The organism is Streptomyces sp. NPDC030838 (assembly GCF_055572035.1).
On sequence record NZ_JBVIED010000006.1, the window covers coordinates 371,433 to 389,753 of the forward strand.

An 18,321-nucleotide genomic window follows, 5' to 3' on the forward strand; every position below is an offset into this window, starting at 1 on the left:
GCCCGGACGGACGTACTGCCGCTGACCGGGTGGCCTGTGGCGGGCGGCTGGTCCAGCCCGGTGACGGTTGGCGCGACGTGGCGCTTCGGGCACGGAAGCGTACGAGGGGTGACGTGGAGACCAACTCCGCCGTCCTGGTTGCGCCGAGCATCGCCGGAGGCCCTTGCCATGACAGAACCCGCCGCCCCCCGTGTCCCCGCCACCGCCGCCGCACGCCGCCGTCGGGCCGTCTGCGTGACCGCGTCGGTGGCGCTCCCGGTCTCGCTGCTGGTCGCGCTGCTGAGCATGCCCCCTGCCGACAGCGACCCGGGGGCCGGGAGTACCGCGGCGGAGGACCGGCGTCTCCAGGACGTCTTCACGGCGGCCGCGGCCGAGTACGGCGTACCGCGCGGCGTGCTCATGGGCGTGTCCTACCAGCAGTCGCGATGGGACTCCCACCGGGGCGCGCCGAGCGTGGTCGGCGGCTACGGGCCGATGCACCTGGTGGACGCGCGCCACGCCCCGCCGCTCGCGGGCCCGCAGCGGTTGACGGGCAAGGCGGACATCCGGCGCGCCGGCGCCGCGCCGCCGGCCGACCTGCAACGCGCCGCCGGCCTCATCGGAGTCCCGGTCGAGCGGCTGCGGACGGATCCCGCCGCCAACGTGCGCGGCGGCGCGGCACTCCTGGCGCAGACGCAGCGCGAGCTGGGCAAACCGCTCAGCGCGGACCCGGCCGACTGGTGGGAGGCGGTGGCGCGGTTCCCGGGCATGGGCGACACCGTGTCGGCGAACGCGTATGCGCACGACGTGTTCACCGTGATCCGGCGCGGTGCGCAGCGCACCACCGACGCGGGGGAGCGCGTCACCCTGCCCGCCACCCCCGGCGTGCGTCCCCATCCGCACGACCCGCGGCGGCCGAAGGACATCGAGTGCCCGCCGGAGCTGTCCTGCTCATGGGTCAGAGCCCCGTACGTCGAGATCGGCGACGGCGAGTACGGCAACCACGACCGGGCCGACCGGCCCCGGGACCAGAAGGTCGAGTACATCGTCATCCACGACACCGAGGGCCCCCTGCCGTCCATGCTCAAGTCGGTGCAGAACCCGTACGAGGTGTCGTGGCACTACTCGATCCGCTCCGCCGACGGCCACGTCACCCAGCACGTCAGGACGAAGGACGCGGCCCGGCACTCCGGCAGCCAGTACATCAACGCCCGCTCGATCGGCATCGAGCACGAGGCGATCCTGGCGAAGCCCGACGCCTGGTACACCGAGCAGATGTACCAGGCCTCGGCCCGCCTGGTCCGCTACCTGGCCAGGAAGTACGACATCCCGCTCGACCGGCAGCACATCATCGGCCACGACAACGTGCCGTCCCCGATGGGCGTGACCATCCCCCACATGCACGACGACCCCGGCCCCTTCTGGGACTGGCAGCACTACTTCGACCTGCTCGGCGCGCCGCTGCGCGGCACGGCCGGACGCGACAGCGACCTGGTGATGATGCTGCCCGAGTACACCACCCACAAGCCCCGGTTCACCGGATGCGACAAGAGCGGTGTGCCGTGCAAGCCGCACGGTTCCAGCGCCGTCCGCCTGCACACCGAGCCGCGCGACGACGCCCCGCTGATCCAGGACCCGGGCCGCCGCCCCGGCGGCGACCCCTCCACGGAAGACGTCAACGACCTGGGGTCGCGCGTCTCCGCGGGCCAGCTCTTCGCGGTCGCCGGACGCCGCGGCGACTGGACGGCGATCTGGTACCAGGGCAACCGGGCGTGGTTCAAGAACCCCAGGACCCGCCCGACGGCGGTCGGCACGACCGGCCGGATGGTGACCCCGAAGGACGGGCTGAGCGAGATCCCGGTGTACGGCCGCGCCCTTCCGGAGCCGGAGGCCTATCCCGACGACGTACCGGTCAAGGCCGAGTCACCGCTCCCGTACCCCCTTCGCGCCGGCCAGCGCTATGCGACGCAGGACCGCGTCACCGGTTCCTACGTCGACAAGTCCGGCTCCGACGGCGCCTTCCGGGTGGTGAAGGGCGAGACGGAGTTCTACGAGATCCAGCTCGGCCACCGCGTCGCGTACGTTCGCGCGAGCGACGTGGACGTGGTGAACTCCTCCGTCACGGCGGCAGCGCCGCCCCGGACGCCCAAGTGACGGGTGCTCACCCAGGTTTTCTCACCCGGCCGGGGCGTCCGTGTCGAACGTGTAGTGGGCGGTGTGGTCCAGCAGGTCCGCCGGGGTCATGTCGTTCCAGGGCTTCATCGGCTCGTTGAGGTCGACCACGTTCGGGGTGCCGGCGGCCGGGACGTAGCCGGAGCCGGGGTGCCGGCGCTGCCACTCGGCCCACAGCTTGTCGATGTAGGCGTGGTGCAGCCAGAACACCGGGTCGTTGGGCGACACCCCGGTGGCCATCTGCCCGCCGACCCAGACGTGGACGCGGTTGTGCAGGTTCACCCCGCGCCATCCTTCCAGGTGGTTGCGGAAGCCGTCCGAGGCGCTGTTCCAGGGCGCCATGTCGTACGTCGCCATGGCGAGCACCGACTCCACCTCGGCCCGTGTCGGCAGCTCCCGCACCGCGGTGCCGAGCGAACGCCGCAGGAACGTACGCCCGTCCACGCGCACGTTGATCGGCCAGTTGCCGGCGGAGGCCGCGAACGGGCCGTCCGTCACCCGGCCGTCCCGGCTGCGACCGGTGCCGCCGAGGAAGTCGGGCGCCCACAGCGAGGCCCGTGCGGTGCGGTCGGCGGACCAGTCCCAGTACGGCAGCGCGACCGAGGCGTCCACCGACTGCAGGGCCCGCTCGAACTCCAGCAGGAATCTGCGGTGCCAGGGCAGGAACGAGGGTGAACGGTGGCCGGTGCGTTCACCGTTGTCGGTGTCGCCGACGATGAACGCGTTGTGGGTGGTGACGAACTCGTCGTAGCGGCCGCTGCGCTTGAGTTCCAGGACGGCGGCGACGAAGCGCCGCTTCTCGTCGGCGGTCAGGGCGGCCTGGTTCTTCCGGACGGTCATGTGCGTGTGCTCCAAAAAGCGTTGCGGGCAGGTCAGTTGGCGGGGAACGGCAGCAGCCGCGCGCCCTGGAGTTCGTCGACCGCGGCCCGCGCGGCGGCCCGCGGGGTGGGCACCGGGTCGTAGTGGCTGACGACGCTGATCCAGCTGCCGTCGGCGTTGCGCATCACATGCAGCTCCACCCCGTCGATGAACACCGCGTAGCCGGCGCCGTGGTGGTGATGGCCTCCGGCGGCCGGGCGGCCCTGTATCCGGCGGCCCTTGTAGACCTCGTCGAAGGAATCGGGGGAGCCGGGTGTGCCGGGTGTGCCGTGGTGGTGCTCGTCGGCGGTGGCGGCCGGGGCGGCGACGGCCTGGTAACCGGCTGCCGTGGCGAGGGCGGCGGCTGCGCCGAGCGCACGACGACGGCTGAGTTCGGGCATGCGGAACCTCCGGGAGGTGGGTGGGTCGGGTGACTCCGCATGCCTATCGGGCTGGTGGGCGCCCTTGCGAACGGTTGGCTGCGATCCGGACAATTACCCACATGTCGTGCAGCGTTGAACAAAGTTGATCTTGCCGGTTGTGGTGGTCCGGTGAAGGCGGAACGGGCAATTCCTTTGCAAGGGGCGCCGTTTCGCGGGGTAACTTCCCGGACCCGCGTGGCCGGCGTGGTGCGGATCACGCCATGAAGCTGACGCAAAGCCCCACATCCGGGCTGCTACCCTGCGTTGCCCCATGACCGCAACAGGTAGTCACCAGAGGTGTGCGTGAAGGTCGCCTGCGTCGGCGGCGGGCCCGCCGGCCTGTATCTGTCGATCCTGCTGAAGCTCCAGGACCCGTCCCACGAGATCACCGTCCACGAGCGCAACCCGGAGGGCTCCACCTACGGATGGGGCGTGACCTACTGGCGCGGTCTGCTCGACCGGCTGCACCTGCACGACCCCGAGTCGGCACGCGCCCTCGACGAGGCCTCCGTCCGCTGGAGCGACGGCGTCGCCCACGTCGGCGACCGCACCGTCCGGCACACCGGCGACCAGGGCTTCGGCATCGGCCGCCACCGTCTGCTGCAGATCCTCGCGGCCCGCGCCCGCTCCCTCGGCGTCCGCCTGGAGTACGGCCACGAGGTCACCGCCGGCCGGCTGCCCGCCGCCGACCTGGTGGTGGCGGCCGACGGCGTCCGCAGCGCGCTGCGCACCCGGTACGCCGACCACTTCGGCACCGAGGTGACGGCCGGCCGCAACTCCTACATCTGGCTCGGCACCACCAAGGTCTTCGACGCCTTCACCTTCGGCTTCGTCGAGACCGACCACGGCTGGATCTGGTGCTACGGCTACGGCTACGACCCCGGCCGCAGCACCTGCGTCGTCGAGTGCGCCCCCGAGACCCGGACCGGCCTCGGCCTGGACCGCGCGGACGAGGCCGAGGGGCTGGTCCTGCTGGAGAAGCTCTTCGCCGACGTCCTCGACGGCCACCGGCTGATCGGCCGCTCCCCGGCCGACGGCAGCGCTCCCTGGCTGACCTTCCGCACTCTCACCAACCGCACCTGGTACCGCGACAACCTCGTCCTCGTCGGCGACGCCGCGCACACCACCCACTACTCCATCGGCGCCGGCACCACCCTCGCCCTGGAGGACGCCATCGCCCTGGCCGACGCCCTGCGCGAGCTGCCCACCCTGCCGCAGGCCCTCGCCCGCTACGAACGGGAGCGCAAGGCGGCCCTGCTCTCCGCGCAGAGCGCCGCCCGCTACAGCGCCCAGTGGTACGAGAACCTGCCCCGCTACATCCGGCTCCCGCCGGACCGCATGTTCGCCCTGCTCGGCCAGCGCCACTCGCCCCTGCTCCCGCACATCCCACCGCGGCTGTACCACCGGCTCGACCAGGCCGCCGGTCGGCTGGCGGCGCTGCGCCGGTTCAAGCGCTGGCTGGGCCCCAAGGTCGCCCGCGCCGCGCACGCCCGCGCGCTGGCCGCCCGCAAGTGAGACGCCCGCGCTTTCAGCTCCCCGGACCGGCGGGTGACACACTGACGCGCATGGAAGAGCGCGTATTCGAAAGATGGGGCCAGCGGGCGTCCGTCATCGGCCTCGGGACCTGGCAACTGGGCGCCGACTGGGGCGACGTCGACGACAAGGAAGCCCTCGCGGTGCTGGAGGCGGCGGCGGAGTCGGGGGTGACCTTCTTCGACACCGCCGACGTGTACGGCGACGGACGCAGCGAGCAGACCATCGCCACGTTCCTGCGAGGCCGGCCCGATCTGCACGTCCTCGTCGCGACCAAGATGGGCCGCCGCGTCGACCAGATCCCCGAGAACTACGTCCTGGACAACTTCCGGGCCTGGAACGACCGGTCCCGGCGCAACCTCGGCGTCGACCGTGTCGACCTGGTACAGCTGCACTGCCCGCCGACCCCCGTCTACTCCTCCGACGAGGTGTTCGACGCTCTGGACACCCTCGTCGCGGAGGAGCGCATCGCCGCGTACGGCGTCAGCGTGGAGACCTGCGAGGAGGCGCTCACCGCGATCGCCCGGCCGAACGTGGTCAGCGTGCAGATCATCCTCAACCCGTTCCGCATGAAGCCGCTGCGCGAGGTGCTCCCCGCCGCGCGCGAGGCCGGCGTGGGGATCATCGCCCGGGTGCCGCTCGCCTCCGGCCTGCTGTCCGGCAAGTACACCAAGGACACGGTGTTCCCGGAGAACGACCACCGCACCTACAACCGGCACGGCGAGTCCTTCGACGTCGGCGAGACCTTTTCCGGCGTCGACTACGCGACCGGCGTCGAAGCCGCCGCCGAGTTCTCCGCTCTCGCCCCGGAGGGGTACACCCCGGCCCAGCTGGCGCTGCGCTGGATCGCCCGGCAGCCCGGCGTGACCACGGTGATCCCCGGTGCCCGCTCGCCGGAGCAGGCCCGCGCCAACACGGCCGCCGCCGCGCTGCCGCCGCTGTCCGACGCGACGCTCGAGGCGATCCGGGACCTCTACGACCGGCGGATCAAGGACCAGGTCGAGGACCGCTGGTAGGCCGTACGACGCGGACGCCGGCAGGCCGTACGACGCAGACCTCCCTCGGCGGGCACTCTTCTGCCGCCGAGGGGGAACTCGGAAGGGAAGGACTCGGGTCGTTTCCACCGGGAGGCAGTGTCGTGACGGGCGGCGAGGACAGCGTGAAGAGGCCCAGGGGGCGCAACGAGACCGAGGAGGAGCGCGCCGACCGGATGTGGGTCGAGCTCATCCAGGAGGTGCGTGTCGCGCAGATGGGTGTGCAGATCCTGTTCGGCTTCCTGCTCACCGTCGTCTTCACGCCGACGTACCGCCAACTGCCGGACACCGACCGCACGATCTACATCGTCACGGTCGTCCTCGGGGCCGCCGCGACCGGCGCGCTCATCGGGCCGGTCTCCCTGCACCGGCTGGTCTCCGGGCGGCGGATCAAGCCGCAGGCGGTGCACTGGGCCTCCCGGCTGACGCTGGTCGGCCTGGTGCTGCTGCTCGCCACCATGACCGCGTCGCTGCTGCTGATCCTGCGGGTGGCGACGCACGACGACTTCGTTCCGTGGATCGTCGCGGCCGTCGTCCTCTGGTACCTGCTGTGCTGGTTCGGCATACCGCTGTGGACCCGCCGTCGGCACACGAGCCGCTGAGCGGGTCCGCCCCGGGCCGCTCAGCCCTCCGCGATGACCTCGGCCAGGAAGTCGTCCACCCGGATCCGCTCCCGGCCGGGCGCGACCACGGCGTAGGTCTCGCGCAGGAAGGCCGCGACCGCCGGCGCCCAGGCGAAGACCGCCGCGTGATGGTGTCCGCCGTCGGAGCGCGGGTCGCCGAAGAAGTCCAGGCGCAGCTCCTCCCAGCGGCCCGTCGCGACCGGCCGCATCCGGACGTCGCCCGCGCCGACCGGCCGGCGCAGGCCGTCCGCCAGCATCTCGCGGTCCAGCCGCCACCGGGCGAGCACCCGGCCGTCATGGCTGAACACCGCGGTGACGGCGAACGGGTCCTCGGCGTCGTACCCCAGGTGGGCGAGGACCGGGAAACGGTCCGCGGTGCCGGCCTGGAGCTGCATGACCAGGGTCCTGTGCACGAAGGGGTTCACCAGAAGGCCTCCGGGGAGAACGGGCGTAGAGCCTTCCAGTACCCCTCTCACGCACGAGATGCTCAGCCCGCCGGGTGATTCTCGCGGGCGCCGCGCGGCGCCGGCGGGCAGGAGCCGCGCGGTCAGTCCAGCGCGTCGTGCAGGGCCGGCAGCAGCGTCTTCGCCGACCAGTCCAGGAACTCCGGCTGGGACTCGCCGCCGATCTGCACCAGCGCGATCTCGGTGAAACCGGCCTCGGCGTACGGGCGTACGGCCTCGACGAAGGCCTCCGGGTCGTCGCCGCACGGGATCGACTCCGCCACGTCGTCGGGCGTGACGAACTGCGTGGCCGACTCGAAGGAATCGGGGTGCGGCAGCTCGGAGTTCACCTTCCAGCCGTTGCCGAACCAGCGGAACTGGGCGTGCGCCCGCTTGATCGCCGTGTCGCGGTCGGTGTCGTAGCACACCGGCAGCTGGCCCACCCGCGGCTTGCCCGCACCGCCGTGCCGGTCGAACGCCTCCAGCAGCCCCGGCTTGGGCTCCGTCGCGATGACCAGGTCGGCCAGCCGGCCCGCCAGCGCGCAGGAGCGGTCCCCGGAGACGGCGATGCCGATCGGCGGCGGCTCGTCGGGCAGGTCCCACAGCCGGGCCGACTCGACGTCGAAGTGCGGGCCGCGATGGCTGACATGCCCGCCCTCGAACAGCGCCCGGATGATCCCGACGGCCTCCTCCAGCATCTCGTGCCGCACCTCCACCGGAGGCCAGCCGCCGCCCACCACATGCTCGTTCAGGTTCTCGCCCGAGCCGAGGCCGAGCCGGAAGCGGCCCTCGGACAGCAACTGCACGGTCGCCGCCTTCTGGGCCACCACCGCCGGGTGGTAGCGGAAGGTGGGGCAGGTGACGTACGTCATGAGCGGGATACGGGACGTTGCCTGAGCCGCCGCGCCCAGCACACTCCACGCGTACGGGGAGTGACCCTGCGAGCGCAGCCACGGAAAGTAGTGGTCGGAGGTCACCGAGAAGTCGAAGCCGACCTCCTCGGCCCGCGCCACATGGTCGACGAGCTCACGAGGGCCGGCCTGCTCGGTCATCATCGTGTATCCGATTTGCACCATAAAGGGCGAGTCCCCGGCCGGGCGGAGCGAAAACGGGACACGTGTGACCTGGGTGAAAGAAGGTCCGTTGAAAACCCCTCGCCACCCCGTGATCACGGGGGAGAGGATGACCGCATGAGTGTGCGCCCGCTGCCTTCGAGCACCCCCGCCGCCCAGGGTGTCGACGCCTCCGGTGTCCTCGCCTTCCTCGACGCCCTCGACGCCGCCCCCGAGATCGAGCCGCACAGCCTGATGATCCTGCGCCACGGCCATGTGGTGGCCGCCGGCTGGTGGGCCCCGTACGCCCCGGACCGCCCGCAGCTCCTGTACTCGCTCAGCAAGAGCTTCACAGGGACCGCCGCCGCCCTCGCCGCCGCCGAGGGGCTGATCGACCTCGACGCCCCGGTGATCTCGTACTTCCCGGAGTTCGCCGCCGACATCACCGACCCGCGCAGCCGCGCGATGCTGGTCCGGCACGTGGCGACGATGTCCAGCGGCCATCTCGGCGAGACCCTGGACGCGGCCCGCGCCCTCGACCCCGCCGAGCTGGTACGCGGCTTCCTGCTGCTGCCCCCCGACCGCGACCCCGGCACGGTCTTCGCCTACAACCAGCCCACCACCTACACCCTCGCGGCGATCGTCCAGCGGGTCACCGGACAGCCGCTCACCGGCTATCTGCGCCCCCGGCTGCTGGACCCGCTCGGCATCGGGGACGTCGCCTGGCTGCGCGACCGCACCGGCCGCGAACTCGGCTTCAGCGGACTGCACGCCACCACGGACGCCGTCGCGAGACTCGGCCGGCTGTATCTGCGCGACGGCGTGTGGGAGGGCGAACGGCTGCTGCCCGAAGGGTGGGTCGCGCAGGCCACCCGCGCCCACATACCGACCGCCGGCGCCATGGGGGACACCGACCGCGGGGACTGGGACCAGGGCTACGGCTGCCAGTTCTGGATGTCCCGGCACGGCTACCGCGGCGACGGCGCCTACGGTCAGTTCTGCCTGGTCCTGCCCGAGCACGACGCCGTGGTCGTGACGACCGCCGAGACCGAGTGGATGCAGCAGCTGCTGGACCTGGTCTGGGAACATCTGCTGCCCGCCTTCCGCCCGGAACCCCTGACCGGCCGTGAGGTCGCGGAGGCGGCCCTCCAGGAGCGGCTGGCCCGCCTCGCGCTGCCGCCGGCCCCCGGCAGCCCGGCACCCCCGGAGCGGGCGGACGCCTGGGCCGCCGCCGCGTTCATCCCGGCCGGCGGGGTCTGCGCCGCCCAGCCCGGACTGTCGGCGGTCGCCGTGCGCGGCGCGGCGGACGGCTGGACGGTCACCCTCACCGAGGACGGCCACGACCTCGTGCTGCGCCTCGGCGGCGAGGGGTGGACCGTCGCCGAGGACCCCGTCCCCACGGCGGTGAGCGGTGGCTGGACGGACACCGGGGCGCTCGCGCTGGACGTGCTCTTCCTGGAGACGCCGCACCACCTGCTGATCACCTGCTCGCTCCCGGACCGGACCTTCACCGCCCGCTGGAGCACCCAGCCCCTGCACGGCGGCCCGCTGCGCACCCGGGGCGCCCCGCGTCCGTCGTCAGTCTGAGGGGACCTGGAAGGTGCGCAGGGCGGTGTCCAGGGCCTGCCGGTTGGCGGAGGAGCCGAAGCCGTCCGCCGGGGCCGTCCAGCGCAGCGAGTAACCCCGGCCACCGCCGATCAGGACACCGCGCCCGAACGTGCGCACCTGTGTTCCCCGCACCTCGGCGACCCACTCCATGTCGGCGGCCTCGCGGCCCTGGTACGTCGTCGCCCGGATCGCGCCGAGCCGCCGGTAGCCGCCCGCGCCCTTCAGCCCCGGCTCCACGTCGTCGCGCCAGACGGCGACCGGGTCCGGGCCGATCCGCTCGCTGTAGGTCACCGCGAGCGTGCGGTCGTCGCCGTCCGCGCCGAGCACGACGCGGTACGCCACGTCGGAGACCCGGGTGGTGCGCAGCGGACGCCAGCCGTCGGGAAGGGCCACGGAGAAGCCCTCGGGGGCGGCGTACGTGCGGAAACCCTGGGGGAGGCCGGTCGGACTCGGCGTGGGGGTGGGCGTGGGCGTGGCCGCGCGCGTCGGGGTCGGGTCCGGGTCCGGGGAAGCGGTCGGGTCCGGCCGGGCGGGGGCGGGCGTGGTCGCGGGCGGGCCGGTCTCCGGGGTGCCGGTGGCGGGTCCGCCGGACGCGGAGGGCCGGGGCGCGGCGTCGGCCGCGGCGGGGGCGCCGTCCGGCAGCCCCCTGGTCGCGGCGAGGACGGCCACCGCGACCGTGACCACCGCCAGCGCCGTCCCGGCGACCATGGTGCGCCTGCTCCAGCCCGGCGCGGCATGGCAGACGGCGGCGTAGGCGCGGCGCACCCGGGGCGGCGGCGCGCTCGGCGGCGCGGCCCCGGGCTCCTCGTGCAGCACCCGCAGGAGGGCTGCGCGGACCACCGGACGCGTCAGCCGCTCCCGGGAGTCCTTGCGCAGCAGACCCTGGACGACCCGGCCGAGGGGACCGGCGCGCACCGGTGTGCGCAGCGGCAGCCGGTCCACGCCCCGCAGGGTCGCCTCCGGGCGGTCCCGGTCCCGGAACGGCGGGCGCCCCTCGACCAGCGTGTACAGGACGGCGCCCAGCGCCCACAGGTCCGCCGCCGGGCCGATGCGCTCGTCCCGGGCCTGCTCCGGGGAGGCGTACGACGGTGCCGTCAGCCGCGGGGCGAGGGTCGCCCCCGCCAGTCCGAAGCCGGTGACGACGACCGGGCCCCGCTCCGGCACGACCACCTGGCCGGGACTCAGCTCGCCGTGCGTGACGCCCTCGTCGTGCGCCGCCTCCAGCACGTCCAGCAGTTCGAGACCGATCCGCGCCGCCCGCACATAGTGGAACGTCCCGCGCTCGGCGAGGAGTTCGCCGAGCGGCGTCCCGCCGACCCAGTCGGTGACGGTCCACAGGACGCCGTCCTCCACCACGGCGTCGAGCACCGGTGCCACCCGCCCGGGGCACAGCCGCTCCACCGTCTCGGAGGTGCGCACGACCCGGCCGACGACCCGGCGCGCCTCGTCCTCGCCGGTGGCCTCCGGCAGCCGGATCTCGGTCACCAGGCAGGGCCGGCCTGCCTCGACGTCCTCCCCGTACCAGCAGACACGGTTCGTCTCGCGGTGGACGACGTCGAGGAGCCGGTACCTCCCCGCCACCGACTGCTGCGCGCCGACGTACGCGTTGCCCATGGTCATCCCTCGCTGCACGCGGTTCTCACCCTTTGCCAGTGGTACGCGGGGTGCGACGGCGTGTGTTCAACGCGCGGGCGCGTATTCGGGGCCGAGGCGCATTTTTGACGATGGGTCAGTCAGAGGTGCGCCGGAGATGTGTCAGCTCAGCCCGAAACGCTCGTCCCAGGCCCGCGGTTCACCGGTCGGCGCGTTGCCGCCGCACACCACCAGACCGAGCCGCGCTCCGTCCCCCACCCGCTCCAGCACCCGCCGGGCCGCGGGCAGCAGACAGCCGGCGGCCGGCTCCGTCCACAGCTTGGCGTGGTCGGCGAGGTCCCGACAGCCCCGCACCGCCTCCTGGTCCGAGACCACGAGCACCTCGTCCACCAGGGCGGACACATGGTCGTACGTCAGCTGGGAGACCGAAGGAGCGCTGAGCGTCGACACGATCGACGACGGCTCCACCGGCACCGGACCGCCGGTCTTCAGCGCCGCCGACATCGCCTCGGCGCCCTCGGTCTCCACACCCCAGATCCGCACCCCCGGCCGGCGGGCGCGCAGCGCGGCCGCCACCCCCGCGATCAGCCCGCCCCCGCCGATGCTGACCAGGACGTCGGTCAGCTCGTCCGCGTCCTCGGCGAACTCCAGTCCCACGGTGCCCTGCCCGGCGACGACCACGGGATCGTCGAACGGGTGCACAAGGGTCAGCCCCTCGTCGCGCAGCACCTCCACGAGACGGAACGCCTCCGTCATCCCGTCTGTCAGCCGCACCAACGCACCCGCCTCCCGGGCGATGTCCACCGACCGCGCGGGCGCCGAACGGGGCATGACCACCGTCGCCTTCACATCGAGCGCGGCGGCCATCACCGCGAGCGCGATGCCGTGGTTGCCACCGCTGACCCCGACCACCCCGGCCGCCCGCTCGGCCTCGCCGAGCGACAGCAGTTTGGCCGTCGCCCCGCGGGCCTTGAACGACCCGGTGCGCTGGAGGAGTTCCAGCTTCGTGCTGACCGGGACGCCGAGCAGCGCGGACAGCCCGGGGCTCGGCACGGTGGGGGTGCGGACGATGTGGCCGGCGATGCGCCCGGCGGCGGCTTCGATGTCCGTGATGCCGATCAAGGAGCTCACTCTTCCTTCCGGCGCGGCGGTCCTGGTGGTCCGCGCCGAGTCGACCCTCACCCGGCGGACTCCGGTGGTCAACAGGGTTTCGCCGGGGGCGGCGCGCTCAGTGCTGCTGCGCCTTCTGCGGGGTCGCCTCGCTGGGCCGCACCACGACGTGCCCGTCCCCTTGGAGCATCAGCTGGACGGCCTCCCCGGAGCCGCCGCGCAGCATCGAGCCGATGGACTGCGACCGGTGCAGCGAGGTCTGGAGCCCGGCGGTCCAGCCCACGACCGCGTCCGTGTCGACGTACACCGGATACTGCGGCGTCACCGGAATCACCAGCGGATTGCCCTCGCACACCAGCCCCAGCCTGCCGTGCCCGGTGAAGACGCTGTTGAACAGACCGCCGCCCGCGATGCCCGCGCCCTTCACGGTGGCGATCCGGTAGGAGAGCGTGGCGTCGAAGCACAGCACGTTGCGGCCGTTGACGGTGAACTCGTCGCCGGGGGAGACGTCCACGACGAAACAGTTCTGCGCCTCGTGCGCGAACCAGGCCTCGCCCTGGCCGCGCACCCTCATCAACGGCAGTCCCTCGCCGGTGACCGCGCGTTTGAGCATGCCGCCCACGCCCTGGCCCTTGCGCTCGAAGGCGAGGCTGCCGCGGTAGGCGACCATCGCGCCCTGCCGGGCCAGCATCTCGCCGTCGACCGTGTACCGGATGCACTTGGCGTTCTCGACGGTCATGCCCGGGCCCGTGGCGGGCCGCACCATGTGCTCACTGGAAAAGAGATCACCCTTCATGCGGGCATCCTGGCCGGAGGATTGGCTTCCGCCAAGATCGCGGGTGCGGGGTCAGCCACCGAACACCTGCGTCCAGTACGTGCCAGCCCGGCCGCCGCCCGCGAAACCCGTGCCGATGTGCCTGAACTCCGGCTTGAGAATGTTGGCGCGATGTCCGGGGCTGTTCATCCACCCGGTCACCACCTCGGCGGGGGAGCGCTGGCCGCAGGCGATGTTCTCGCCGATCGAGCGCAGGCCGGACCCCGCGGCGGCGGCCCGGTCCCAGGGCCGGCTGCCGTCGGGCGAGGTGTGCGCGTAGAAGTCCCGCGCCACCATGTCCGCGCTGTGCGCCTGCGCCGCGGTGGTCAGTGCCGGGTCGACGGCCAGCGCGCGCAGACCGGCTCTCGTCCGCTCCCGGTTGGTGAGGTCGACGACCTCGGCAGCCGTGGCCGCCAGACCGCCGGGCGACAGCGGCCGCGCCCACAGCGCCGTCCAGTACGGCTCGCCCGCCCGGCCGCCGTGCGCGGAGCCGACGGCGGCATGGGTGAACGCCGGGCCGAGGAGCGTGCGCCGGGGGCCGTCCGCGCGCAGGCAGTACGCCACGAACTCCGCGGGCGTACGCGGTCCGGAGACCAGGTGCTCGCCGACGGTGAGATACGCGTACCCGGCGGCGGTGATCCGCCGGTAGACGGAGACCCCGTCCCGGCCCTCGACCCCCAGCCACCCGGCCGCCGCCATGGCCGCGGCATGCTCCCGTGCCGCGACGGCCAGCCGCGCGTCGAGCACGACGGGCGGCGAACCGGCCTGGCCCCGCGCCGAGTTGACGAGCCCGAGAAAGCCGTCGCCGTCGCCGAGGAAGCCGTCGTCGTGGCCACGGAAGCCGTCGCTCGGTGCGGTCCCCTCGTCCGCCACCTCCACCCCGAAGTCCCGGACCAGTCCCGCCAGCCCGTCCGTGTACCCCTGCCCCAGAGCGCGCAGCTTCCACAGCGCCCCTCGCCGATAGATCTCGGCGAGCAGCAGCACGGTCTCCTGCGCGGGGCGCGGCGGTGTGAACCGGGCCAGCGTCCGGCCGCCGGGATCCATGACATGCAGTGTAGGGGCGGGCAGCCGACCCAGCGGCGTGCCGGGATCGGCGGGGCTGACGGTGACGGTGACCCGGGTCGCTCCGGCACGCAGCCGCGACGGCTCGAGCGTCAGGGTGTCGCCCCGCAGCCGAACGCCCGGCGCCGACGGCTGGTTGTAGAACACGAAGTCGGCGTCGCCGCGAACTCTCCCGCCGTCATCCGTGATCAGCGCGGACACGTCGAACGGCCCCGGCACCCGCACGGTCAGCGCGCCGCCCGGCAGGGGCAGATTGCCCCCGGGGACCAACTCGCTCATGGCGCCGCCTTGCTGCCCTGGACCGGGACGGGGTGTGGAAGGAACCTCGACCGGACAACGTCCCCGGACAGCCGAGGGTTCCCCGCTCACACACAGTGCGTGAACCCACCCAGGGGCGCGGGGAACTGCGCGCTCAACCCCTCACACACACCCGCACCCGCCGACGAACCTCCAGGCCCTCCCCTCAGGCGCCCAGAACCCTCGCCCAATCCTTCGGCACCCTTCCCGCCGGCCCCGGCGCCGGCTGGTCGGCCGGATGGCTGCCCGGCGGCGCGAGCGCCGGACCGGAGTCGTACAGAGTCTCGGTGGCGTAGTCCCAGAACCACTCCTCGCCCGGCTCGTAACTCTGCACCAGCGGATGCCCGGTGGCCCGGTAGTGCGCGGTGGCGTGCTTCGCGGGCGAGGAGTCGCAGCAGCCGACATGCCCGCACTGCGCGCACCGCCGCAGATGGAACCACCAGCCGCCGACGGCGTCGCAGTCCACACATCCCGCACCGCTCGGCGGCACGCTCGGATCGATTCCTGTCTGCTCCGTCATGCGGGCTCCTCAAGGGGTTCGGGAGTCGTCTCGTCCTCCGTGGCGGTGAGCGGGAGAAGCACCTGGAAGCGGGTGTCGCCCGGTACGGAGTCCACCTGGAGGCTGCCGTGATGCTTGTTGACCACGATCCGCCAGGAGATGTCCAGGCCGAGCCCGGTGCCTTCGCCCACCGGCTTGGTGGTGAAGAAGGGATCGAAGATCCGGTCCCGGATCTCCGGCTCCACCCCGGGCCCGGTGTCCCGGAACTCCACCAGCAGCCGGTCGTGGTCGAGCGCGGTCCGTACCGTCAACGTCCCGTCGCCGCCCGTGCTGTTGATCGCGGAGACCGCGTTGTCGATCAGGTTGGTCCACACCTGGTTCAGCTCCGCCGGGTAGGCGGGGATCGGCGGGAGAGCACGGTCGTAGTCCTTCACGACCTTGATCCGCTCGCCGATCTTCCCGGACAGCATCAGCAGGGTGCTGTCGAGGAGTTCGTGCACATCGGCGATCCGGTAGGGCGCGCGGTCCAGCTGCGAGTACTGCTTGGCGGCGTCCACCAGGTGCGAGACACGGGTGGTGGCGTCCGCGATCTCGTCCATCAACAGCTCGGTCTCCACCGTGTAGTTGAGCCAGCCGATCGCCCCCGGCAGGATCGACTCGTCGACGGCCGCCGCGACCTGGTCCAGCCAGTCGAGGTCGAGACCGGCCTGTACGAACGTGGGCGCGAGCCGCCAGCCGTCGGGGATGCCGTGGTCGTCCAGCCAGTCGGTGACCGCGTCCTCACGGTCGGAGGCCTCCAGCGGGCTGAGCGAGGGCGCCTTGCCCACCCGCTCGGCGGTGCGCTCCTGGATCTCGATCAGATGCGCCAGCACCTCGCGCGGATACGGCCCCGCCGAGATGACACTCAGCTTGTGCCGCATCTTCGCCACCCGCTCGCGCAGCGCCTCGGTGGCCCGGACGGCCGCCGCCGCGGGGTTGTTCAGCTCGTGGGTGAGCCCGGCGGACAGCGAGCCGAGCGCCAGCAGCCGCTCCCGCTGCCCGATCATCCGCTGGGTGTTCTTCGACCCGAAGAACAGGCCCTCCAGCAGATGGACGGCCATCGGGAACCACTCGCGCATGATGCTCGCGAACGTGTCGGCGGGCAGCACGAAGAACCGGGTCGGCTCGGTGACCCGCATCGAGTTGTTGTAGACCTGCCGGACCCGGTCGCCGATGTACGCCTGCATGGCGCCCGCGTACACCCCGCGCTGCGAGGTCCGGGTGACCTCGACGTCGTCGCCGCCGACCCGCCGGGAGAGCACGACGGTGCCCTCGAGCATCACGTAGAAGCAGGTGGCGGCCTCGCCCTCGGTGTAGACGGGGCCCGGCTCGAACCGCTCCACCCGTCCCTCGGCGCACAGCCGGCCCAGCTGCTCGGGGCTCAGCTTCTCGAACAGGAACAGCGAACTGATCTCCTGCGGGCTGCACGGCATCGGCTGCCCGCTCATGACTGCTCCAGGTAACGGTGGACGAGCATCACGGCCATGGCTCCCTCTCCGACGGCGGACGCGACCCGCTTGGCGGACTCCGCGCGCGCGTCGCCCGCGACGAACACACCGGGCACATTGGTCTCCAGGTGGTACGGCGGCCGGTCCAGCTCCCAGTCCGCGGGCGGGCGCCCGTCCGGGGTGAGGTCGGGCCCGGCCAGGATGAACCCGTGCTCGTCCCGCAGCACCGTGCCGTCCAGCCACTCGGTGCGCGGCGCCGCGCCGATGAACACGAACAGCCACTGGGCGTCGACCGTTTCGCTCCGCCCGGTCGCGGTGTCCCGCAGCGTCAGCCGCTCCAGGTGACCGGAGCCGTGCGCGGCCTCCACGACCGTGCCGCAGCGCACCGAGATGTTCGGCGCCTGCTCGATCTGCCGGATCAGATAGTGCGACATCGACGCGGTCAGCGACTCCCCGCGCACCAGCAGCGTCACCGACTTGGCGCCCCGCGCCAGGTACATCGCCGCCTGCCCCGCGGAGTTGGCGCCGCCCACGATGTACACATCCTGGCCCTGGCAGCCGGACGCCTCCGTCAGCGCCGACCCGTAGAACACCCCGCACCCGGTCAGCTCGGTCAGCCCCGGCGCGTCGAGCTGCCGGTACGACACGCCGGTCGCCAGGATCACGCTGTGCGCGGCGACCGCCGAGCCGTCGGCGAACCGTACGATCCGCGCGGCCCCGTTGACCTCCAGACCCGTCACCTCGCGCGCGGTGAGGATCTCGGCGCCGAACTTCGCCGCCTGCCGCCGGGCCCGTTCGGTGAGCTGCGCGCCCGACACGCCGTCGGGGAAGCCCAGATAGTTCTCGATACGTGAGCTCTGCCCGGCCTGCCCGCCGGTCGCCGACCGCTCCACCAGCACCGTCCGCAGCCCTTCGGAGGCCCCGTACACCGCCGCCCCGAGCCCCGCCGGGCCGCCGCCGATCACCACCAGGTCGTAGAACTCGGCCGTCGGCGTGGTCGCGAGTCCCACCCGCGCGGCGAGGTCCGGCGCCTCCGGCTCGACCAGCGGACTCCCGTCCGGGGTGATCACCACGGGCAGCCGCGTGCCGTCCTGCCCGGCCGCGGCCAGCAGCCGCCGGCCCTCCGGTTCGTCGGCGGAGTACCAGCGGTACGGCACCTGGTTGCGGGCCAGGAACTCCCGTACGTCCGAGGAGCGCGCCGACCACCGGTGCCCGACCACCTTGGTGCTGGGCACCGGCCGGTGATCACTGGTCCGCCACGCCTGGAGCAGGTCGTCCAGGACCGGATACAGCTTCTCCTCCGGCGGATCCCACGGCTTGAGCAGATAGTGGTCCAGATCGACGACGTTGATCGCGTCGATCGCCGCGTTGGTGTCCGCGTACGCGGTCAGCAGCACCCGCCGCGCCCCCGGATACACGTCCAGCGCCTGCTCCAGGAACTCGATGCCGTTCATCTGCGGCATCCGGTAGTCGGCCAGGATCACCGCCACCAGGTCGCCGCGCAGCTTCAGCTCGCGCAGCGCCTCGAGCGCGGACTCGCCGGACTCCGCGCGCACGATCCGGTACGACGCCCCGTAGCGCCGTCTGAGATCGCGGGCGACGGCGCGGGAGACCCCCGGATCGTCGTCCACGGTCAGAATGACGGTCCGCGCCGTATCGGCGGCCTGTGCCATACGTCTCCCACCCCGAGCGGTCGGACAATCGGGCGCGGTGCCCCCGTCGTCACCGCCCCGGC

General features: G+C 72.8%; 16 protein-coding genes. 5 read left to right on the forward strand and 11 right to left on the reverse strand.

The genetic code is table 11. The annotated features are described in order from the left end of the window. The first annotated feature begins 168 nt into the window (after positions 1-168). Positions 169-2,133 carry an N-acetylmuramoyl-L-alanine amidase gene (locus tag ACZ42A_RS19275; RefSeq protein WP_468528404.1) on the forward strand — a complete coding sequence of 655 codons (1,965 nt, stop codon included), beginning with the start codon at positions 169-171 and terminating at the stop codon, positions 2,131-2,133. Positions 2,134-2,154: 21 nt separating this feature from the next. Here ACZ42A_RS19275 and melC2 read toward each other — a convergent pair whose 3' ends face one another. After that, a complete protein-coding gene (gene melC2 / locus ACZ42A_RS19280) occupies positions 2,155-2,991 on the reverse strand; it encodes a tyrosinase MelC2 (RefSeq protein ID WP_468528405.1) in 837 nt (278 codons plus the stop codon). A 32-nt stretch (positions 2,992-3,023) separates the two neighbouring features. After that, on the reverse strand, positions 3,024-3,410 hold the full coding sequence (gene melC1, locus ACZ42A_RS19285; protein WP_468528406.1) for an apotyrosinase chaperone MelC1: 387 nt from the start codon (positions 3,408-3,410) through the stop codon (positions 3,024-3,026). Between the two features lie 318 nt (positions 3,411-3,728). Here melC1 and ACZ42A_RS19290 point away from each other — a divergent pair, with 318 nt between their 5' ends. The 3 genes from ACZ42A_RS19290 to ACZ42A_RS19300 all read left to right on the forward strand — a co-directional run bounded on the left by ACZ42A_RS19290 (position 3,729) and on the right by ACZ42A_RS19300 (position 6,600). After that, complete coding sequence (locus ACZ42A_RS19290) at positions 3,729-4,946, forward strand: FAD-dependent monooxygenase (protein ID WP_468528407.1); 1,218 nt, start codon at positions 3,729-3,731, stop codon at positions 4,944-4,946. A gap of 50 nt (positions 4,947-4,996) precedes the next feature. Next, positions 4,997-5,980 carry an aldo/keto reductase gene (locus ACZ42A_RS19295; protein ID WP_468528408.1) on the forward strand — a complete coding sequence of 328 codons (984 nt, stop codon included), beginning with the start codon at positions 4,997-4,999 and terminating at the stop codon, positions 5,978-5,980. 194 nt (positions 5,981-6,174) lie between these two features. Further along, entirely contained in the window at positions 6,175-6,600 is a 426-nt protein-coding gene (locus ACZ42A_RS19300) for a DUF6328 family protein (protein ID WP_468528462.1), read from the forward strand. A 20-nt stretch (positions 6,601-6,620) separates the two neighbouring features. On the opposite strand, the gene ACZ42A_RS19305 is transcribed toward ACZ42A_RS19300, so the two are convergent. Both ACZ42A_RS19305 and ACZ42A_RS19310 read right to left on the reverse strand, forming a co-directional pair. Then, positions 6,621-7,046: an SsgA family sporulation/cell division regulator gene (locus tag ACZ42A_RS19305; RefSeq protein WP_468528409.1), complete on the reverse strand. Its 426-nt coding sequence runs from the start codon at positions 7,044-7,046 to the stop codon at positions 6,621-6,623. A 122-nt stretch (positions 7,047-7,168) separates the two neighbouring features. After that, positions 7,169-8,140 (reverse strand): LLM class F420-dependent oxidoreductase, encoded by a 972-nt coding sequence (locus tag ACZ42A_RS19310; RefSeq protein ID WP_468528410.1) that lies wholly within the window; start codon positions 8,138-8,140, stop codon positions 7,169-7,171. Positions 8,141-8,254: 114 nt separating this feature from the next. On the opposite strand from ACZ42A_RS19310, the gene ACZ42A_RS19315 reads away from it, so the two are divergent. Next, positions 8,255-9,703, forward strand: coding sequence for a serine hydrolase domain-containing protein (locus ACZ42A_RS19315; protein WP_468528411.1), 1,449 nt, complete (start codon positions 8,255-8,257; stop codon positions 9,701-9,703). On the opposite strand, the gene ACZ42A_RS19320 is transcribed toward ACZ42A_RS19315, so the two are convergent. From ACZ42A_RS19320 to ACZ42A_RS19350, 7 genes are all read right to left on the reverse strand, one after another. Next, positions 9,695-11,344, reverse strand: coding sequence for a serine/threonine-protein kinase (locus ACZ42A_RS19320; RefSeq protein ID WP_468528463.1), 1,650 nt, complete (start codon positions 11,342-11,344; stop codon positions 9,695-9,697). The genes ACZ42A_RS19315 and ACZ42A_RS19320 overlap by 9 nt on opposite strands. A 135-nt stretch (positions 11,345-11,479) precedes the next feature. Next, entirely contained in the window at positions 11,480-12,439 is a 960-nt protein-coding gene (locus tag ACZ42A_RS19325; RefSeq protein WP_468528464.1) for a threonine/serine dehydratase, read from the reverse strand. Between the two features lie 106 nt (positions 12,440-12,545). After that, entirely contained in the window at positions 12,546-13,223 is a 678-nt protein-coding gene (locus tag ACZ42A_RS19330; protein WP_468528412.1) for an AIM24 family protein, read from the reverse strand. Between the two features lie 51 nt (positions 13,224-13,274). Next, positions 13,275-14,582 carry a CAP domain-containing protein gene (locus ACZ42A_RS19335; protein WP_468528413.1) on the reverse strand — a complete coding sequence of 436 codons (1,308 nt, stop codon included), beginning with the start codon at positions 14,580-14,582 and terminating at the stop codon, positions 13,275-13,277. Positions 14,583-14,766: 184 nt separating this feature from the next. After that, positions 14,767-15,120: a UBP-type zinc finger domain-containing protein gene (locus tag ACZ42A_RS19340; RefSeq protein ID WP_468528414.1), complete on the reverse strand. Its 354-nt coding sequence runs from the start codon at positions 15,118-15,120 to the stop codon at positions 14,767-14,769. Beyond that, positions 15,117-16,586, reverse strand: a complete 1,470-nt coding sequence (locus ACZ42A_RS19345; RefSeq protein WP_468528415.1) for an ATP-binding protein — start codon at positions 16,584-16,586, stop codon at positions 15,117-15,119. Before ACZ42A_RS19345 ends, ACZ42A_RS19340 begins: the two co-directional genes overlap by 4 nt. Continuing rightward, the gene (locus ACZ42A_RS19350) at positions 16,583-18,259 is read right to left on the reverse strand and encodes an FAD-dependent oxidoreductase (protein WP_468528416.1); all 1,677 of its coding nucleotides are present in this window, start codon (positions 18,257-18,259) and stop codon (positions 16,583-16,585) included. The genes ACZ42A_RS19345 and ACZ42A_RS19350 overlap by 4 nt, the downstream gene beginning before the upstream one ends. Between the last annotated feature and the right edge of the window lie 62 nt (positions 18,260-18,321).

Coding starts and splice junctions, on each gene's coding strand:
- ACZ42A_RS19275 (WP_468528404.1), top strand. CDS start 169: ATGACAGAACCCGCCGCCCCCCGTGTCCCCGCCACCGCCGCCGCACGC.
- melC2 (WP_468528405.1), bottom strand. CDS start 2,991: ATGACCGTCCGGAAGAACCAGGCCGCCCTGACCGCCGACGAGAAGCGG.
- melC1 (WP_468528406.1), bottom strand. CDS start 3,410: ATGCCCGAACTCAGCCGTCGTCGTGCGCTCGGCGCAGCCGCCGCCCTC.
- ACZ42A_RS19295 (WP_468528408.1), top strand. CDS start 4,997: ATGGAAGAGCGCGTATTCGAAAGATGGGGCCAGCGGGCGTCCGTCATC.
- ACZ42A_RS19300 (WP_468528462.1), top strand. CDS start 6,175: ATGTGGGTCGAGCTCATCCAGGAGGTGCGTGTCGCGCAGATGGGTGTG.
- ACZ42A_RS19310 (WP_468528410.1), bottom strand. CDS start 8,140: ATGGTGCAAATCGGATACACGATGATGACCGAGCAGGCCGGCCCTCGT.
- ACZ42A_RS19315 (WP_468528411.1), top strand. CDS start 8,255: ATGAGTGTGCGCCCGCTGCCTTCGAGCACCCCCGCCGCCCAGGGTGTC.
- ACZ42A_RS19320 (WP_468528463.1), bottom strand. CDS start 11,344: ATGACCATGGGCAACGCGTACGTCGGCGCGCAGCAGTCGGTGGCGGGG.
- ACZ42A_RS19330 (WP_468528412.1), bottom strand. CDS start 13,223: ATGAAGGGTGATCTCTTTTCCAGTGAGCACATGGTGCGGCCCGCCACG.
- ACZ42A_RS19335 (WP_468528413.1), bottom strand. CDS start 14,582: ATGAGCGAGTTGGTCCCCGGGGGCAATCTGCCCCTGCCGGGCGGCGCG.
- ACZ42A_RS19340 (WP_468528414.1), bottom strand. CDS start 15,120: ATGACGGAGCAGACAGGAATCGATCCGAGCGTGCCGCCGAGCGGTGCG.
- ACZ42A_RS19345 (WP_468528415.1), bottom strand. CDS start 16,586: ATGAGCGGGCAGCCGATGCCGTGCAGCCCGCAGGAGATCAGTTCGCTG.
- ACZ42A_RS19350 (WP_468528416.1), bottom strand. CDS start 18,259: ATGGCACAGGCCGCCGATACGGCGCGGACCGTCATTCTGACCGTGGAC.